At 32.5% G+C, this 16853-nt stretch carries 16 protein-coding genes and 1 riboswitch; of the genes, 11 read left to right on the top strand and 5 right to left on the bottom strand.

The annotated features are described in order from the left end of the window. Positions 1-2: 2 nt before the first annotated feature. The 3 genes from spoVAD to JHL18_RS17225 form a co-directional block, all read right to left on the bottom strand. Positions 3-1004: a stage V sporulation protein AD gene (spoVAD, locus tag JHL18_RS17235; RefSeq protein ID WP_200271516.1), complete on the bottom strand. Its 1002-nt coding sequence runs from the start codon at positions 1002-1004 to the stop codon at positions 3-5. Position 1005: 1 nt separating this feature from the next. After that, on the bottom strand, positions 1006-1479 hold the full coding sequence (spoVAC, locus tag JHL18_RS17230) for a stage V sporulation protein AC (protein WP_200271514.1): 474 nt from the start codon (positions 1477-1479) through the stop codon (positions 1006-1008). A gap of 282 nt (positions 1480-1761) precedes the next feature. After that, positions 1762-2115 (bottom strand): response regulator, encoded by a 354-nt coding sequence (locus tag JHL18_RS17225; RefSeq protein ID WP_200271512.1) that lies wholly within the window; start codon positions 2113-2115, stop codon positions 1762-1764. Between the two features lie 373 nt (positions 2116-2488). On the opposite strand from JHL18_RS17225, the gene JHL18_RS17220 reads away from it, so the two are divergent. Together JHL18_RS17220 and JHL18_RS17215 are read left to right on the top strand one after the other, a co-directional pair. Continuing rightward, entirely contained in the window at positions 2489-2845 is a 357-nt protein-coding gene (locus JHL18_RS17220) for a PadR family transcriptional regulator (protein WP_200271510.1), read from the top strand. Further along, positions 2812-3429, top strand: coding sequence for a permease prefix domain 1-containing protein (locus JHL18_RS17215; RefSeq protein ID WP_200271508.1), 618 nt, complete (start codon positions 2812-2814; stop codon positions 3427-3429). The genes JHL18_RS17220 and JHL18_RS17215 overlap by 34 nt, the downstream gene beginning before the upstream one ends. Before the next feature lie 297 nt (positions 3430-3726). On the opposite strand, the gene JHL18_RS17210 is transcribed toward JHL18_RS17215, so the two are convergent. Continuing rightward, positions 3727-4905, bottom strand: a complete 1179-nt coding sequence (locus JHL18_RS17210; RefSeq protein ID WP_200271506.1) for a trans-sulfuration enzyme family protein — start codon at positions 4903-4905, stop codon at positions 3727-3729. Between the two features lie 276 nt (positions 4906-5181). Then, a riboswitch (SAM riboswitch) is annotated at positions 5182-5287 on the bottom strand. Positions 5288-5445: 158 nt separating this feature from the next. On the opposite strand from JHL18_RS17210, the gene JHL18_RS17205 reads away from it, so the two are divergent. The 3 genes from JHL18_RS17205 to JHL18_RS17195 are packed head-to-tail and all read left to right on the top strand — an operon-like array spanning position 5446 to position 6684. Next, positions 5446-6033 (top strand): TetR/AcrR family transcriptional regulator, encoded by a 588-nt coding sequence (locus JHL18_RS17205; RefSeq protein ID WP_200271504.1) that lies wholly within the window; start codon positions 5446-5448, stop codon positions 6031-6033. Between the two features lie 19 nt (positions 6034-6052). Next, positions 6053-6292 (top strand): zinc ribbon domain-containing protein, encoded by a 240-nt coding sequence (locus JHL18_RS17200; protein WP_200271502.1) that lies wholly within the window; start codon positions 6053-6055, stop codon positions 6290-6292. Positions 6293-6330: 38 nt separating this feature from the next. Further along, a complete protein-coding gene (locus JHL18_RS17195; RefSeq protein WP_200271500.1) occupies positions 6331-6684 on the top strand; it encodes a VOC family protein in 354 nt (117 codons plus the stop codon). A gap of 235 nt (positions 6685-6919) precedes the next feature. Here the strand turns inward: JHL18_RS17195 and gpmA are convergent, their stop codons facing one another. Further along, entirely contained in the window at positions 6920-7681 is a 762-nt protein-coding gene (gene gpmA / locus JHL18_RS17190) for a 2,3-diphosphoglycerate-dependent phosphoglycerate mutase (protein ID WP_200271498.1), read from the bottom strand. A 497-nt stretch (positions 7682-8178) separates the two neighbouring features. Between gpmA and JHL18_RS17185 the strand changes: the two genes are divergently transcribed. The 6 genes from JHL18_RS17185 to JHL18_RS17160 all read left to right on the top strand — a co-directional run bounded on the left by JHL18_RS17185 (position 8179) and on the right by JHL18_RS17160 (position 16702). After that, on the top strand, positions 8179-9858 hold the full coding sequence (locus tag JHL18_RS17185) for a spore germination protein (RefSeq protein ID WP_207753047.1): 1680 nt from the start codon (positions 8179-8181) through the stop codon (positions 9856-9858). Further along, a complete protein-coding gene (locus JHL18_RS17180; protein ID WP_200271495.1) occupies positions 9855-10949 on the top strand; it encodes an endospore germination permease in 1095 nt (364 codons plus the stop codon). The genes JHL18_RS17185 and JHL18_RS17180 overlap by 4 nt, the downstream gene beginning before the upstream one ends. Then, positions 10942-12216 carry a Ger(x)C family spore germination protein gene (locus JHL18_RS17175; RefSeq protein ID WP_200271493.1) on the top strand — a complete coding sequence of 425 codons (1275 nt, stop codon included), beginning with the start codon at positions 10942-10944 and terminating at the stop codon, positions 12214-12216. The genes JHL18_RS17180 and JHL18_RS17175 overlap by 8 nt, the downstream gene beginning before the upstream one ends. Positions 12217-12243: 27 nt before the next feature. Continuing rightward, a complete protein-coding gene (locus JHL18_RS17170) occupies positions 12244-12402 on the top strand; it encodes a hypothetical protein (protein ID WP_200271491.1) in 159 nt (52 codons plus the stop codon). A gap of 326 nt (positions 12403-12728) precedes the next feature. After that, positions 12729-13403 carry a TetR/AcrR family transcriptional regulator gene (locus JHL18_RS17165; RefSeq protein WP_200271488.1) on the top strand — a complete coding sequence of 225 codons (675 nt, stop codon included), beginning with the start codon at positions 12729-12731 and terminating at the stop codon, positions 13401-13403. A gap of 173 nt (positions 13404-13576) precedes the next feature. Next, positions 13577-16702 (top strand): MMPL family transporter, encoded by a 3126-nt coding sequence (locus JHL18_RS17160; RefSeq protein ID WP_200271486.1) that lies wholly within the window; start codon positions 13577-13579, stop codon positions 16700-16702. Positions 16703-16853 lie beyond the last annotated feature (151 nt).

The raw sequence follows: 16853 nt of genomic DNA, 5'->3' as shown, positions 1-16853 counted from the left end.
CCTTACATCTCAATGGATACTGCATGGGCAATACAAGGAATAGTTTCTCCCTGTTGATATGATATCGGCGATAACAATGCCCCTGTAGCTATAATTAGTATTTTTTTTAATTCTCCTTTTTTCATCCGTTTGAGTAGATGCGCATACGTTACAGTAGCAGAGCATCCACATCCGCTTCCTCCAGCCATTACTGGTTGATCATCCTTGTAAATCATAAGCCCACAGTCCATAAACTTATCCTTAGGCATCTCAATCCCTTTCTTCTTCAATAGCTCTATAACTAATTCATGACCTACTCTCCCTAGGTCTCCTGTAGCGATTAAATCATAATAAGATGGCTCTATGTTTAGATTCTTAAAATGATTTTCTATGGTATCTGCTGCTGCAGGTGCCATAGCTGCTCCCATATTATATGGATCGCCAATCCCCATATCCACAACCTTTCCTATAGTTGCAGAGGTTACTTTTGGACCTTCTCCTTGTTGTGCTATAAGACCTACTCCAGCACCTGTAACTGTCCACTGAGCTGTTGGTGGTTTTTGTGCACCATATTCTGTAGGATATCTAAACTGTTTTTCTACAGCTATATTGTGACTAGATGCTCCAGCCAATACATATTGTGCCGCTTTACTATCAACTATTAGTGATGCCAATGCAAGACCTTCCATTGAACTAGAGCATGCTCCAAATACACCAAAAAAGGGCATATCTAAAGACCTTGCAGTAAAACTGCTAGATATTATCTGATTCATCAGATCTCCACTTATAAAAAACTGTATGTCTTCTTTCTTCATGCCAGCTTTCTCTATTGCAACATTGCAGGCTTCTTCTAACAGTCTTTTTTCAGCTCTTTCTACAGTATCAGCTCCCATCCAAACATCTTCATGGATTACATCAAAATCCTCAGCTAAAGCTCCTTTTCCTTCAAAAGGACCAACTACTGCAGCAGAAGAAATTATCACTGGTTTAGATTCGAATATCCAAGTTTGTCTTCCTTTCAGCATTCTACATCCCACCTAACCACTTAATAGTCAGCTTCACTATAGCTACCACAAAAGCTGAAAAAACTCCAAAAACAATTACCGATCCAGAAAGCTTAAACATATTTCCCCCAACTCCTAAAACATATCCTTCACTTCTGTGTTCTATAGCTGCTGAAGCCATAGTATTAGCAAAACCTGTTACTGGAACTGCAGTACCTGCTCCTGCCCACTGCGCGATATGATCATAAACGCCCAGTCCAGTAAGTAAAATAGAAACTATTATCAGCACTGCTGAAGTTGGAGCTCCTGCAGTTTTTTCATTAAATCCAAAATATCTAATGAATACCCATTGTAGACACTGCGCTATCGTACATATAAGTCCACCTACTAAAAATGCTCTAATACAATTCTTCACAACTGGCCTCTTAGGTTCTTTACTTCTTGCAAAGTTCATATACTCCTTTTGCTCTGGAGTTAGTTCTTTTTTCTTACCCATAGTCTTAACACCTTCTAACATAGTAAATATAAATTGCCTTTCTACGTTAATCTTTCAATTTTAAAGACAATTTATGCAGATTTTGCAAACTTAGTTTTGTATATTGTTTTTAACTTGAAAAAAATTCCAAAGTAATACTTATTTAATACGTTATATCATGATAAATCCCTAATGTTCTTATAGGTTTGCTATTTGAAGCTTTTGTTAATTACTATACTATAGAGAAAAAGCTGCCCTTATAGGCAGCTAAAGTTTTCTTTATTAAAATTAATCTCAAAGTATCTAAAGCTTATTTAAGCTCTGAACAATATATTCTTCCTTATAAGGTTTAACAACAAATCCTTTGGCACCTAAAATTACTGCCTTCTTAATCCAGGTCTCTTGCCCTAAAGCAGAAATCATAATTACCTTTGCAGAAGGATCTTTCTTTATAATCTCCTCTAACGCCTGCACACCATCCATTTCAGGCATTGTTATATCCATCGTTACGACATCTGGCTTTAATTTCATATATTTATCTACTGCGTCTACTCCATTAGCAGCTTCACCCACAACCTCAAATCCATTTCTTTCAAGTATGACCTTAAGAGTCATCCTCATAAAAGCTGCATCATCTACAATAAGTATTCTTTTCATAGCTCCACCATCCTATATAATTATTAATAAATAATACATGCCTCTGTATCGTATTACATTTCAAATGCAAAATGGCATATTGCTTTTGCACTATTTTAATATCATATCTATAACTTTTAGAACTATTTTCTCTTTCATCTTTAGAAAAAGCTGATACACTCTGACTCCGATATGTCGAGTAAACACTCGCTTGATTAGATTATATGTAACACTATTATCTTTGTCTATATATACATCCCTGTCATAAGGTGAGTTTTTAAAGGGTAATTTGTCACATTTTGTAGTACGATTTATTCTTTTCCATCTTTACATACCTAGTCACACGATGTAGTATAGTACTTAATGGAAATAAAATACATAGAAGGAGCTTTTTATGGATAAAGAACTTATGAGAGGAAGTATTGATATACTTCTTTTATCACTTATAGAAAAAGAAGATTTATACGGTTATGAAATTGCAAAAAAATTAAAAGAGAAAAGCAATGAGCTTTATAGCATGGGAGAAGGAACACTATATCCTGCACTTCAAAGACTAGAAAAAAAGGAACTTATTCACTCTTATTGGTCAAGTTCAGAAATCGGTGGTAGGCGTAAATATTATAGTATTACCGCAGCCGGCAGAAAAAAGTTGTCACAAAAACTTAGTGAATGGGATTCATTAAATAGACTGATTAATAATTGTAGGGAGGGGTTTTCATGGAAGAACTTGATAGATACATTAGTTCTATAGTCTCAGACTTAAAGATAAGTAAAAAAAGAAAACTAGAACTAATCTCAGAATTCAAGGATCATTTGGAGTTATTAAAGCTTCAGTACATGTCTGAAGGTTACTCAGAAACTGAGGCTATAAAAAAATCTATCGATAGCTTTGGAGAAGCAAAGCATTTAAGATTAAATGTAGCGAATTCACTTTCAAACTATAGAAATAAAATAACTCTATTATTTGGATTACTTATGATTATATCATTTATCTTTATTGGTAATAGAACTCCTATACCTGGAATAGAATTAGCTTCAGTTTCTAGTTTATTACCTTCATCAGTGTTTTTTATGAGCATTTTTATACCACTAGGATATTGGGTACCGGTACTCTTCTCAAAATCAAAGAAGAAGCTTGAACTTTTATTACTTGCATTACCTTTGACAATAAATCTCATTATATTATTTAGCTTTTTTATGATGTCCTCAATAAGAATAAATTACATTATGGCAATTTCTATAAGTAGCTTTATAGGCGCTTTAATTGGTTATATACTTCTAATATCCGTTAATAAACTCTATATGATAAACATAAAACTTCTAACTCGTAACTAGACTTTTATATTTGGTGTTATTGAATGTATCATGCTGAAATTAATAGGTTATTCATCCAACGCTATAATGAGCTTGCGCAAAGAATTAATATGGATGTACCACTTCGTAATAAAACTTATTATTTTTAAATTCTCTCACCAAAAGCCATGAGAGTTTTAAAAATAATTTTCAGTTCGAAGTGGTACATCTTTAGTAATAATTTCAAGTGCTTTTCGTTACGTTGCATAATTTCTATATCGTAAATATTCTATACTTAAAAAAATTAGTAATCTACCAACTTTATAGTAAAATACATATCTATATCTTTGCTAGAGCCTTATCAAACTCCCCAATAATATCATCTATATCTTCGAGTCCAACAGAAACTCTTATGAGTCCTTTAGATATATTAGCTTTTTTAAGTTCATCATCTGTTAATGCTCTATGAGAAGTCTTTACTGGATATGACACTGAAGTCGTTACTCCTGCAAGGCTTGGAACAAATTTTATGCTTTCAAGATTTCGTATTAATTCATAAGCTCCTCTTTCTCCATCTATGACATCAATACTTAGCATACCTCCAAAGTCATCTCCATTAAATAGTGATTTTGCTACCTCAAAGTAAGGTGAACTTTTAAGACCAGGATAGTAAACATTCTTTATCTTGTCATGTTTTTCTAAGTATTCAGCAAGCTTTAAAGCATTTTCAGAGTGCTTCTTTAGTCTAAGTTCCAAAGTTCTTAGACTTCTTATTAAAAGCCAAGCGTCAAAAGGACTCATCATAGGACCATATAAAGCCCCTGTATTTCTTATACTATTTACATTCTCTCTATCTGCAACTACAATACCGCCTGTAACATCACTATGCCCACATATATACTTTGTAGCACTGTATACAACAATATCTGCACCAAGTTTTAATGGCTGACATATTACTCCTGTAGCAAAGGTGTTATCTACTATAAGCTTTGCACTATGTCTATGTGTCAATTCTGCTATAGCTTTTATATCAATAACTTCCATCAAAGGATTTGATATAGTTTCTACATACACCACCTTAGTATTTGGCTTAAAATACTGTTCAATACTTTCATTTACCACATCTACAAAGGTTACCTCAACATTAAACTTTGCAAGCTCTTGCTTTAAAAAGGTATAACTCCCCCCGTATAAAACGCTAGCTGCTATTATATGATCCCCAGCTTTTACATTAGCAACTATAGACATCGCTATTGCTCCCATTCCAGAGGAAAACACCTGAGCATCTTCTGCTTCATCTATTCCTGCTATTATCTCTTCTAAAGCATCATGCCCTGGATTACCGTTTCTTGAATAAACATATCCTTCTTCTTCACTTTCATAAACTTTATCAAGAGTTTCTACATCATCAAATACAAATACTGAAGTCATTGATATTGGAATAGTCTTAGATCTTGAAACTGATTTAGGATTTTTATCTCCAAGATGAGTAAGTCTTGTACTAAAATTGCCTTTCATTTATAAAGCCCCCATTCATAATTTAATGTAAGTTTAATAATATTAGTAAGATTAACCTTCACTACACGTCATATTCCTTGATACCAGCAATACCCATGCACTTTCTAACTCAACTATTAATTTATACGAGCCCTATAATCCCCAGAAGCCGGGATTATCGAACAAGTATAACTTAAGTTTCGATATAGGAATCCTTTATATGTATCCTATTTTAAATATTTTTTCATAAAAACAAAAAATCTCTTCACTGAAAGAAAAGAGATTTACAAAACACGTTCCTTATCTTTCAGCATTGCTGCAGGATTTAGCACCATGTATGCAAATGAAACATACTGGTTGCTGGGTTTCAAAGGGCCAGTCCCTCCACCACTCTTAATAAGACCTTATTAAATTATTATCTTATTTATATAATATTTTCTATAATGTGTCAATGCTAATAATAATGTAAATCCTCTCCAGAATATCTTGACATTATTTTATGATTAGTATATTATTGAGTCATAACTCAATGAGTTTTTACTTAACAACCGAGGTGTTACTATGTCAGAAAATAAAAGACAAATTCAAAAAAGAGAAACCAGAAACAAATTAATATCAATAGCAATGGACCAATTTAGCTCAAATGGGATTTTATCAACTAGAACGATAGATATTGCAAAGGCAGCTAATGTGTCTCATGGAACTGTATTTTCACACTTCCCTACTCAAGAAGATCTTCTTATAGCTGTTATAAATGAGTTTGGTAATAAGATTACTACTCGTCTCCACGAACTAGTCAGTGAAGAAAGTACTTTAGAGGATTTGTTAAAAGCTCATATAACTGGATTATCTGAGTTTGAAGATTTTTATACAAGGCTCGTGATTGAAAGACGGCTTTTACCTAAAGAAGTTCGTAATGTCTATATAAGTATTAATTCAACTATCTCTCATCATATTAGCTTAGCTGCCGAAAGAGAGATATCTCTTGGAAATATCCGTCCTATTCCTATTGACTTACTTTATAACACTTGGATTGGATTAATACATTACTATTTAACCAATGGTGATCTTTTTTCACCAAATCAGTTTGTACTAAAAACTTATGGAACTGAATTATTAGCTCATTATATTAATTTAATAAAAATATAACTTAGGAGGTAATTAGAAAATGAAAACTTGTATTGCATGCGGGATGCCAATGAAAAACATTGAGGATTTTGCAGATAGAGATGAGAAAAAAGACTATTGCAAATACTGCTCACGACCTGACGGAACAATGCAATCATATGACGAAAAACTTGATTCATTAACTAACTTCATAATCAAAACTCAAGGATTGAACCCTGATGTTGCTAATGAAGCTGCTAAAGCTATGATGCATAAGCTTCCTGCTTGGGAAAAACTCTAATCAATTATATTACTATAATAAAACTTAAGAGGTGTATTATGAAAGATTATGATAATTTCTTTTTACCAGTAGATGACATTACTTCAGCTAAAGACTACTACATGAATACCCTTGGCTTGCCATTAAAATTTGATTTTTCAAATCAAGGCATGATAGCTTTTAATGTAGGTAACAATGAACCTGCCCTTATATTAAAAGATAGAAATAAATTTAAAGATGCAAAACCTACTACTTGGTTTGTAGTTGAAGATGTTAATACAGAATACGAGAAAATGAAAAGTAATGGAGTAAACTTTTTATCTTCCCCTTTCCCTATAAGGACAGGAATGGCAGTAGAATTTGAGGATCCTTTCGGAAATAGGTTGGGGATCACAGACTATACTATGTCTTAAGTCTGTTAGCATAATTATAGATGTACCACTTCGTAATAAAATTTATATTTTCGAATTCTCCTCTCAGAACCCAGAGGAGTTTTGAAAATAGATTTCTGATCGAAGTGGTACATCTTTATCCGCAAATATAATTTAGTTATAAATTCCTAAAGAATAAAATAACAGGATTTTCGAACAAGTACAAATTAAGCTTCAATATAGGAACTCTATAATAACTTTTGAAATCAAAGTATCATTACGCTTTTCCTACTAATTGCTTACTTTCATTAATATCTTTTGGTATTGCCATTTCTGGAAGCTTTCCGTCTAAAGATAAATAATAATGTCTAATTGGAGTTAGATCGTCATTAAGTTCATATACCAAAGGTGTTCCTGTTGGTATATTAAGACTTGCTATTCCATCACTAGATATATTATCTAAATACTTAACTAAAGCTCTCAAAGTATTACCATGTGCCGCTATTATAACCTTCTTATCTTCCTTTAGAGCGGGAACTATTTCTTGAAACCAGTCCTGCAATACTCTTTTTTCAGTATCTGCTAGATTTTCTGTCAAAGGCAATTGATCTTCTGATAATCCTTTATATTTGACTTCATGACCAGGATACCTTGGATCATCTTTAGTAAGCTCTGGTGGTCTAACATCAACAAATCTTCTCCATTTATGAACCTGCTCTTCTCCGTACTTTTCAGCAGTTTCTTGTTTATTTAGTCCTTGAAGTGCACCATAGTGTCTTTCATTAAGCTTCCAAGAATTATGGATAGGTATCCACATAAGATCCATCTCGTGAAGTATTATCCACAAGGTTCTTACAGCTCTCTTCAATACTGAAGTGTATGCAACATCAAAAGTAAATCCGTTTTCCTTAAGTATCTTGCCTGCTTTTCTTGCCTCTATAAGTCCATTTTCAGATAAGTCCACATCTGTCCACCCAGTAAATTTATTTTCTAAATTCCAAAGACTTTCTCCATGTCTTATTAAAACTAACTTTTTCATATTTTCCACTCCTCTCACAACTTCAGATATTCTATATTATTATTAATTTTAATATATAAAATTCTATAAATAATGATTTAATTTATTGTTATAAGTTTCCTAGGCTTCTTTCTTTATCTTTATTGTGAAATAAACTTAGCCCCTAATCAATTGATAACAGTTATCATTGTATATTTTTATTATACACCTTTCATTAATAATTTCCAGTATTTATTAAGAATTTTCTATATTTTTAATATAACTTTCATATTTAATATTTTTAAAAAGTCGACAATGATTTTATTATGGAGTTCCTAACTCAACTATTAATTTATATTATACACTCCTGCCACTTCCTTCTGGTCCTCCCCCTCTTACCACGTACTTTTTTATATAAAGATCAATCAATTCCATATTAAACCTAGCTTCATTACCAATATATAGTGTATGTCTATATGAATATTAGAGCCAATCAGTGTAATACTAATATAAATTAACTTACAAAGGTGATTCATATTATGTTTAAATTATTAAATAATCTCTTTACATATAAACCAAATGAAGACACTACCTTCGAACTTTTGGAAAGTGATCGAGAAGGTACTAAAAATCCTGCTCAAAATCCAGTAACGAAAACAAAGGATGCAAACTCTCCAGTTCCATTACAATCTGATAATGATTTTATTTCAACAGATATAAATATAAATCTCGAAAGAATAAACAAGGAATTTGATATTACAAATAATAATGATATTAAAATCAGGAAGTTCAAAATTGCAAGAAAAATAGATGCTTTCATTGTCTACATTGATGGAATGGTGGATAAAATGTTTGTCAGTGATTTTGTAATAAGGCAACTTATGAAGGTAGAGAACTTCCAGGATTACTTTAACAATGTGAATTCTGTAACCTTATATGATTACATATACGATAACATAATCACAGCAAATGAAGTTTCTAAAGAAAATGATTTTCCTAGTTCCATAATAAATGTTCTAAGCGGAAACTCAGCTTTATTTATTGATGGTTCCAATCAAGTGCTTATTATCGATTCAAAAGGCTTTGAAAAACGTGCTGTAGATAAACCTACCGCTGAAAACGTTATTCTTGGGTCTCAGGAAGCCTTTACAGAAAACATGCGTACAAATGTGAGCTTGATTAGAAGAATAATAAAAAACCAAAATCTAAAAGCTGAAGTAATGAAAGTTAGTAAAACCAATCAAGCCTTTTGTTCAATCCTGTATATTGACGGTTTAACCAATATGGATATAGTCAATGAAGCTAAGAAAAGAATAGCAAGTATAGATACAGATTTTATTATCGGAGGCGGGTTGTTAACCCAATATATAGAGGATAGTAAATACTCAATCTTTCCTCAAATATTAAATACAGAGAGACCTGATAGAACCGCTAACTACCTCCTAGACGGTAGAGTGGCTATTATTGTAGATGGTACTCCTTTTATTGATATTGTACCTGCTACCTTTTATGATTTTATTCATGCCCAGGAGGATACCTTCCTTCGCTGGCAATATGGCTCATTTTTGAGAATAATAAGGCTTGCGGGGATGCTCGTAACAGTTTTGGCACCAGCACTTTATGTAGCTCTCTCACTATTTCATCACGAAGCAATTCCAACAGAATTATTAGCTGCAATGGCAACCTCAAAGGAAGAGGTTCCCTTTCCAACACTAATTGAAATACTAATGCTGGAATTTTCTTTTGAACTTATTCGTGAAGGCGGTATTCGTGTACCAGGTGTAATAGGTCAAACCCTTGGTATTGTAGGTGCACTTATATTAGGTCAGGCTGCAGTAGCTGCAAAGCTTGTGAGCCCAATATTGATTATCATTGTAGCAATAACAGGACTTGGAAGCTTTTCGATTCCTAATTATTCAGTGTCCTTAGGTCTTCGGATGTTAAGATTTTTCTTTATATTTTTAGCATCCATACTTGGTTTTTTAGGCATAACAGAAGGAATTGTTATTATTAGCGGCTTAGCCTGTAGCTTAAAATCCTTTGGTGTTCCTTACCTTTCTCCGGTGTCTCCTACTAATAAGGATTCTGCTGATTTAATTATAAGGAAACCAATAATTAGTCAGAAATTAAGACCTGATTTCTTAAATACAGTAGATAGAAAAAGGCAAAAAACTTCTTCCAAACTAGATAATAAAGCTAAAGAAGGTGGAAACAAGTGATTAAAGAAGGAAAAATCGGTGTTCAAGAAGCTATAACACTTATTGTAATTATTATTTCAGTCAAAATATACTTCGTAGGCCCAAGTATGACTGTTAAAGCTTTAGGAACTTCTACCTGGTATATGACTTTAATATCTGCTGCTACTGCAATTGTTGGTTTTACATTTATTTATATTTTGCTAAAGCGTTTTCCTGACAAAGACCTAGTATTTGCTTTCGAAAAATCTTTTGGCCGTCTATTAGGTTCTATTGCATCTATTATTTTATCAATCATGCTGTTAGTAAATGGAGCTGTACTTTTAAGAGAATTTAGTGAAGTTTCGAAAGTTTACGTTATCCCTGAAACTCCGCTTGTTTTTCATATTTTTACACAAATTGTAGTGATAACTATCATTTGCTTCTTAGGACTCGAAACTATTGCACGTTTCTCTAAGCACATCGGATACTTTATACTTTTAAGCTTTATTGGAACCATAGTTTTTAATTACAATCATTTTGATTATCACAATTTATTTCCTTTATTAGGTTATGGTATAAAACCTACCGTAGTTTTTGGCCTTAAGGAAAGTTCTTTTTATGGTGAGGTAGTAATACTTGGAGTCATAGCACAATCTTTGCAAGGCACAAAACACTTAAAAAAAATTGGCTTTACATCCTTAATAATATCTGGTTGTTTAATATCAGCGGCTTACCTTTCGTCCACTTTAATTTTCAGATATTCTCAAGCACAAGAAGTAACTTCGCTAATGTACACCATGACCAGAGTAATACAGTTAGGCTTTTTCTTTAATAGGCTTGATCCTATATTTATATTTTCCTGGAGTATCGGTACATTAATTTCAGTAAGCACACTATTTTATACCTTTTTATCAACTTATTGCAAAGCCTTCAGGATACAAGACATGCGTCCTTTAATAATTCCATCAGCAATTATACTTTTTGCATTGAGTATGATACCAAATAATCTTATGAATCTTATGAGTTTTATCACTATATTAAGACAATATGGCTGGGTTGTATTTTTTGCTTTACCTTTTGCTGCACTTATTATAGATATCATACGGAAAAAGAAGGTGATAAAAAATGCGTAAAATCATCTTTATTTTTTTGATATGCGCCATATCTTCTTCAATACTTTCAGGATGTTTTGACTCAAATGAAGTAACAGAATTCGCATATGTGCATAGCGTAGGTTTAGAAAAAGGCGTAGCAGATAAACTTAGATTAACTGTTCAACTTACTTCTTCTGATAAAAATTCAAACAATAGCGCCAATGAAGGTGGAATAACTAGTTCACAAAAAGGTGATATATTGATTCTATCAGTAGATTGCCCTACTTTTTTTAATGGAATTAATATGATAAATTCTTATATTTCCAGAGAATTAACCTTTAATCATACAAATCTTATGATTTTTTCTGAAGAACTAGCAAAAGAAGGAATAGACCCTTATGTAAATGGTATTATTAGAAAACGGGAAGTAAGACGAGATACGTATTGTGCCGTAACTAAAGGTTCTGCAAGAAAATTTCTTGAAAATAATATCCCAGTTACAACTCATTCTCTATCAAAAATGGAGGAAGGCTTAATGTTTCAATCAAAAAAATCCGGTTACTTCCCTATTGCTACTTACAGAGACCTGATTGATGAAATTAAAAGTCCTATAGAGCAGCCTTTGCTACCATTAGGTTCAACAAATAATGGTGAAAATTTTCATGAAATCAATGGATTTGATAACTCAAATTTCTCTTCTGGTGGGTCCTATTATGCAGGGCAGCTTCCACGTAAAGGTGGAACTCCTACAGAGTTCTTTGGTTCTGCTATATTCGATGGAGGAAAAATGGTTGGTGAACTAACTGGTGATGAAACCAGAGCCCTTCTTATGATACGAAATGAATTCGAAAGGGGTTTTTTCTTTATTCAAGATCCTATCGAAGAAAAAAAAGTTGTTGCACTTAATATTCGACCTCAAAAACCACCTAAAATAAAAGTAAATATGAAAGACGATAGACCAATTATTAATCTAAAGATATTCCTTGAAGGTGATATTAACTCTATTCAAAGTACTATCGATTATGATAGCAATAAGTTAAGACCTTTAATTGAAGATGCTTTTAAGGTTTCAATAAAAAATCAAATAGATAAAACAATTGAAAAATGCCAATTATTAAAAACAGATGTATTTAGATTTGGTTCTTATGCCTCTACTCAATTTAGTACAATACAAGACTTCGAAGATTATCATTGGCTTAAGAAATTTAAAGATTCAGAGGTCCATACAGAAGTAGAATTTGTCATAAGACGTAATGGAACTAAGATATATAACTCAGAAATATTATCTAGCGAGAAAAGTAATTAAAAACTTTATGTTAGGAGACTGACCTTTATGAAGTTTATTGCAATAATAATAATTTTAATTCTTAATATGTATTTATTAAGCTTTGCAAAGTATCAATGGAAAAATAATAAACTATCTGCAATCGGTTCATTACTTATAGCCATAATTTCTTTTGTTCTTCCTACATATATTATACTAATAAGATAATTCAATTAAATGTTCATTTCTCTTCAAAAAAACTAAAGCTATGCTGATATACTATGCATTGCTTTAGTTTTTTTATTTAACTTATAGATTTATTTTAATTTGCTTTTGCATTTCCTTTATACGCTACCCAACCATATTATTCGTTACCTTCATTAGCACCCATCATATAAAATTCATTGAATTGTTTATCCTATATTAATATGCCTACTAAATTATTTTATATAAAAGCAAAGTAAACATTTTCACAACATTGACATTTAACCTAAATTAGAATTATAATAAGCATAAAATGAAGCGTCATTCTATGCTTGAAATGAGGTAATATAATGGTTTACAAAAGTTCAAAGGAAACACAAGAAAGAAAAGACTTAAAAAAGAAACATATTCTTGAAACTGCAATAAAGGTTTTTTCTGTAAATGGATATCATAGCACTACTGTTAAAGATGTTGTTGATGCTGCTGATATATCTGTAGGAACCTTTTATTTCTATTTTAAGAACAAGGAAGATCTGTTTGATACACTTTATGATGACGTATCTGAGGAATTTTTTAATGCTTTAATTAATTCGCTAGATAACATAAACAAGGAAATTGATTTAGGTTTTAGCAAGGCTATAACTTTCTTTCTAAAGGCTATTGAATTAAACAAACCTCTAGCAAGAATTCTGCTTATTGAAGCAGTTGGCCTAAACTCTAGGTTCGAAAAAAGGCGATATGAGATCACTCAAAAGTACGTGAGCTACACTTCAAATTATTTTGAACAAATGAAGCAAGCCGGTGATCTTAAAACCCCTGATGTTAAGATATGCTCTTTAGCTTTCATTGGTACACTCTATAACGTAATTATGGAATGGCTTCAGAGTGATACTCCTACTAGCTTAACAAACTATGCCTATGCACTTACAATCTATAACCTTCAAGCCTTAGGTATAGCTTATGAGGAGGCACATGTAAAACAAGGAATAGAGGACGTTTTAAAAAATGTGTCCATCCAATGCTAATATGAACTTTTTAAAAGTAGCTTATGAGTAATAACTTTAAGCACTATAGCCTCAAATTTTTGCATGAAACCTAAAGCATTATTGCTCTGTCAAACATTCACAACACTAAATTCATTTTTAATACTTTCACCTGAAATATCTATAATATAAGAAGAGACAAAGGAGATAAATACATGAGAAAGATGCTAAAATTTCGATGGGTTTTGTTAGCTATATGGATAATTGCAACAGTTTTATTTACCATAAATCAACCTAACCTAAAGCAGATATTAAACCAAAAAGGTCAAGCTTCAATAAGTGATGATTCGCCATCAAAGCAAGCATCAGAGATGATAAACAAAATGGGGACTTCAAAAGGTGACACTGCTATATTTGTGTTTAATGACCCAAATAAACTATCTGATGAAGAAATGAAGGATATCGAAAAAGGTATACAAAGTCTTAACGATAAGAAAGATGAACTAAAAATAAACGGTATAATGGATCCTTTCGGAACGCCTGAAGCTAAGGACCAGATGATCTCTAAGGATGGTACTACTCTAATAGCTCAAGTTACTTATGAAAAAGGTACTAAAGATAGTGAAACCATAATAAGTGCTTTTGAAGATGCTTTAAAAGATGTTAAGACAACTCACTATATAACTGGTGAACTAGCTATTAATAATGATTACTTAGCTGCTACTAATAAAGGTGTAGATAAAAGTGCTTTTATCACTGTAGGTTTTATATTAGTAGTACTAATGATAATGTTCCGTTCAATAGTTACACCTTTCGTATCACTACTTGCCGTTGGTGTTTCTTATCTTTGCTCTATGGGTATAATAGGAATACTAATCAATGCATTTAACTTCCCTATAACAAGCTTAACACAAATGTTCGTAATTCTTGTGTTGTTTGGTATAGGTACAGACTATAATATATTACTTTTCAATAGATTCAAAGAAGAATTGGGACATGGTCTTTCAATAGATGACGCCATAGTTACAACTTACAAAACTGCTGGAAAAACAGTTATATATAGTGGACTAACAGTATTTATGGCCTTTGCTAGTTTAACTTTTGTTAGCTTCCCAATATATCGTTCAGCTAATGCTGTAGCTATTGGTATAGCAGTGCTATTGATTGAACTTGTAACCTTAACTCCACTATTAATGAAGTTGCTTGCTAGAAAGCTATTCTGGCCTTCACATAATGTTTCAGGTCATAAAGAAAACAAGCTTTGGGAAAAAGTTACTTCGGCCTCAGTTAAACATCCAGCTATATCTATAATACTTGTGGCAGCTATAATAACTCCAGTAATCGCATTTAATAGTACAAAACTATCCTTTGATAGTCTTAAAGATTTAAGTGCTGATACACCATCTGTTAAAGGCTTCAATCTAATTGCAGACAAGATGGGTAGAGGTAAGGCTATGCCTACTACTGTAGTTATCGAAAACAAAGATGCTATGGATAACAATGAAGATTTAGCAGTTATAGATTCTCTAACAGAGAAGCTTAAAAATCAAAAAGGTATACAGCAGGTATCAAGTGTTACTCAGCCAAAAGGTGATGCTATAGAAAACTTCTACACAAACTCTCAAACAAAGACAGTAGTGGACGGGTTAGGCTCTGCTAATGGTGGTGTAGGTCAAATAAATGATGGATTAAAGAAGATAGACAGTAGTCTTACTACTCCTGATTTTTCAAGTGTTAAAGAGCTTTCAACTGGTACAGGCGCAATACAAAATGGTATGGGCGCAATTACAGATGGTCTTAAGAAAATAAGCGCTGGTATAGATCAAGGGGCTAATGGCGCCGATAAACTTACTTCTGGTATCTCAGGCGTAAAAGGTGGAGTTGCTGAAATAAACGGAGGACTTCAAACTATCCATGGTAAACTAGCCACAATCCAACAGGGATATGCTGGTATCGGACAGTTTTATAATGCTCTTCCAGTTCAAATATCAGGACTTAAACAATTTATAATATCAATGAACTCAACTGTAGATTCACTTGCAACAAAAGTTCCTGCTAACGATCCTGATATCCTTAAACTTAGAGGTACACTAGCAACACTTTCGGCTACATTAGATGGACTTTCAGGAAAAGTTACTGAATTTAATGCAACCTATAATCAACTAACAACTGGATTATTAGGTCTAAATGATGGTTTAAACCTAATCATAGCTAGTACAAGTCCAAATTCAAAACTAGTTCAAGGAATAGCTCAATTAGAACAAGGTGAAGCTGGTTTAGCAGCAGGTTTAAGACAAGGTAATGCTGGTCAGAAGGCTATAATTGACAACATGGCAAAATTACAAGATGGCGCTGGCAAAATAAAAGATGGCCAAGATAAATTATATGACGGCTTAAACAAATTAACTGGCGGCTTAACTCAACTTAAAGACGGTATAGGTAAGAGCAGCAATGGTTTAGGCTCAATCTATGACGGTATAAATAAAACTAATGATTTCTTAACACAGTTAACAAATGGAACAAAGAGTTTCTTTATCCCTAAGGAAGCCTTTGAGAAATCAGACCTTACAAAAATGTTTGATGCTTATATGTCTAGCGATAGAAAGATAACTAAGTTAACTATCAATCTTGACTCAGATCCGTATGCAGAAGAATCAATGAAGACAATTAACGAAATAAATGACTTGGTTAAGAATGAATTAAAGGGATCAAAGCTTGCAGATGCTAAATTTGGTGTAGCTGGTCCAACAGCAACTACTAATGATTTAAACAATATAGCAACTCACGATATAACTTTTACTCAAATAATAGTTCTTGGTGCTATATTTGTACTATTAGTTTTAGTAATAAGATCCTTCTGGATACCTGTATATATAGTTGGTTCTCTAGTTGCAGCCTACTATACAGCAATTTCAGTAACAGCGTTCTTAACCGCTAAGCTATTTAGTAATGTTGACGGAATGTCTTGGAACGTACCATTCTTCTCCTTTGTAGTAATAGCTGCTCTAGGAGTTGACTATAGTATATTCTTAATGACTCGTTTTAAAGAATATCCAAATACAAATCCAAAGGAAGCAATAATACTTGCAGCTAAAAATGTAGGAGGCGTAGTAATGTCTGCAGCGATAATTCTTGCAGGTACTTTTGCTACATTATATCCATCAAATATACATGTTCTTATGGAACTAGCTATTTGTGTAGTTACTGGATTATTCCTACTAAGCGTTGTATTACTTCCAATAGTTATTCCTGCTTTAATATCAATACAGGAAAAGATAACCTCAAAATCATCTCAAACAAGCTTTAATAGTGACCCAGTAGATAATGAATATATAGCATAATATAAAAAATCACTGAAGCGACTTTCGAGGGCACTGAAAAACTTTAGTTTTTCAGGAGCGATTTATTTAAATAGTTTAAAAGTAGCTGATAAAACTAAGAGTTTTTAGTTTTATCAGCTGCTTTGTTTTAAAAACTGCTTAAGTTAATTGG

Origin of the sequence: Clostridium yunnanense (genome assembly GCF_016595795.1) — a bacterium.
Classification (GTDB): Bacteria; Bacillota; Clostridia; order Clostridiales; family Clostridiaceae; genus Clostridium_AR; species Clostridium_AR yunnanense.
The sequence above is the reverse complement of the archived record's forward strand: the minus strand, read 5'-3'. Positions and strand labels throughout refer to the sequence as shown.

What these genes read in the sequence shown, in the direction of transcription:
- spoVAD (WP_200271516.1), bottom strand. Translation starts at nt 1,004, where the DNA reads ATGCTGAAAGGAAGACAAACTTGGATATTCGAATCTAAACCAGTGATA.
- spoVAC (WP_200271514.1), bottom strand. Translation starts at nt 1,479, where the DNA reads ATGGGTAAGAAAAAAGAACTAACTCCAGAGCAAAAGGAGTATATGAAC.
- JHL18_RS17225 (WP_200271512.1), bottom strand. Translation starts at nt 2,115, where the DNA reads ATGAAAAGAATACTTATTGTAGATGATGCAGCTTTTATGAGGATGACT.
- JHL18_RS17220 (WP_200271510.1), top strand. Translation starts at nt 2,489, where the DNA reads ATGGATAAAGAACTTATGAGAGGAAGTATTGATATACTTCTTTTATCA.
- JHL18_RS17215 (WP_200271508.1), top strand. Translation starts at nt 2,812, where the DNA reads ATGGAAGAACTTGATAGATACATTAGTTCTATAGTCTCAGACTTAAAG.
- JHL18_RS17210 (WP_200271506.1), bottom strand. Translation starts at nt 4,905, where the DNA reads ATGAAAGGCAATTTTAGTACAAGACTTACTCATCTTGGAGATAAAAAT.
- JHL18_RS17205 (WP_200271504.1), top strand. Translation starts at nt 5,446, where the DNA reads ATGTCAGAAAATAAAAGACAAATTCAAAAAAGAGAAACCAGAAACAAA.
- JHL18_RS17200 (WP_200271502.1), top strand. Translation starts at nt 6,053, where the DNA reads ATGAAAACTTGTATTGCATGCGGGATGCCAATGAAAAACATTGAGGAT.
- JHL18_RS17195 (WP_200271500.1), top strand. Translation starts at nt 6,331, where the DNA reads ATGAAAGATTATGATAATTTCTTTTTACCAGTAGATGACATTACTTCA.
- gpmA (WP_200271498.1), bottom strand. Translation starts at nt 7,681, where the DNA reads ATGAAAAAGTTAGTTTTAATAAGACATGGAGAAAGTCTTTGGAATTTA.
- JHL18_RS17185 (WP_207753047.1), top strand. Translation starts at nt 8,179, where the DNA reads ATGTTTAAATTATTAAATAATCTCTTTACATATAAACCAAATGAAGAC.
- JHL18_RS17175 (WP_200271493.1), top strand. Translation starts at nt 10,942, where the DNA reads ATGCGTAAAATCATCTTTATTTTTTTGATATGCGCCATATCTTCTTCA.
- JHL18_RS17170 (WP_200271491.1), top strand. Translation starts at nt 12,244, where the DNA reads ATGAAGTTTATTGCAATAATAATAATTTTAATTCTTAATATGTATTTA.
- JHL18_RS17165 (WP_200271488.1), top strand. Translation starts at nt 12,729, where the DNA reads ATGGTTTACAAAAGTTCAAAGGAAACACAAGAAAGAAAAGACTTAAAA.
- JHL18_RS17160 (WP_200271486.1), top strand. Translation starts at nt 13,577, where the DNA reads ATGAGAAAGATGCTAAAATTTCGATGGGTTTTGTTAGCTATATGGATA.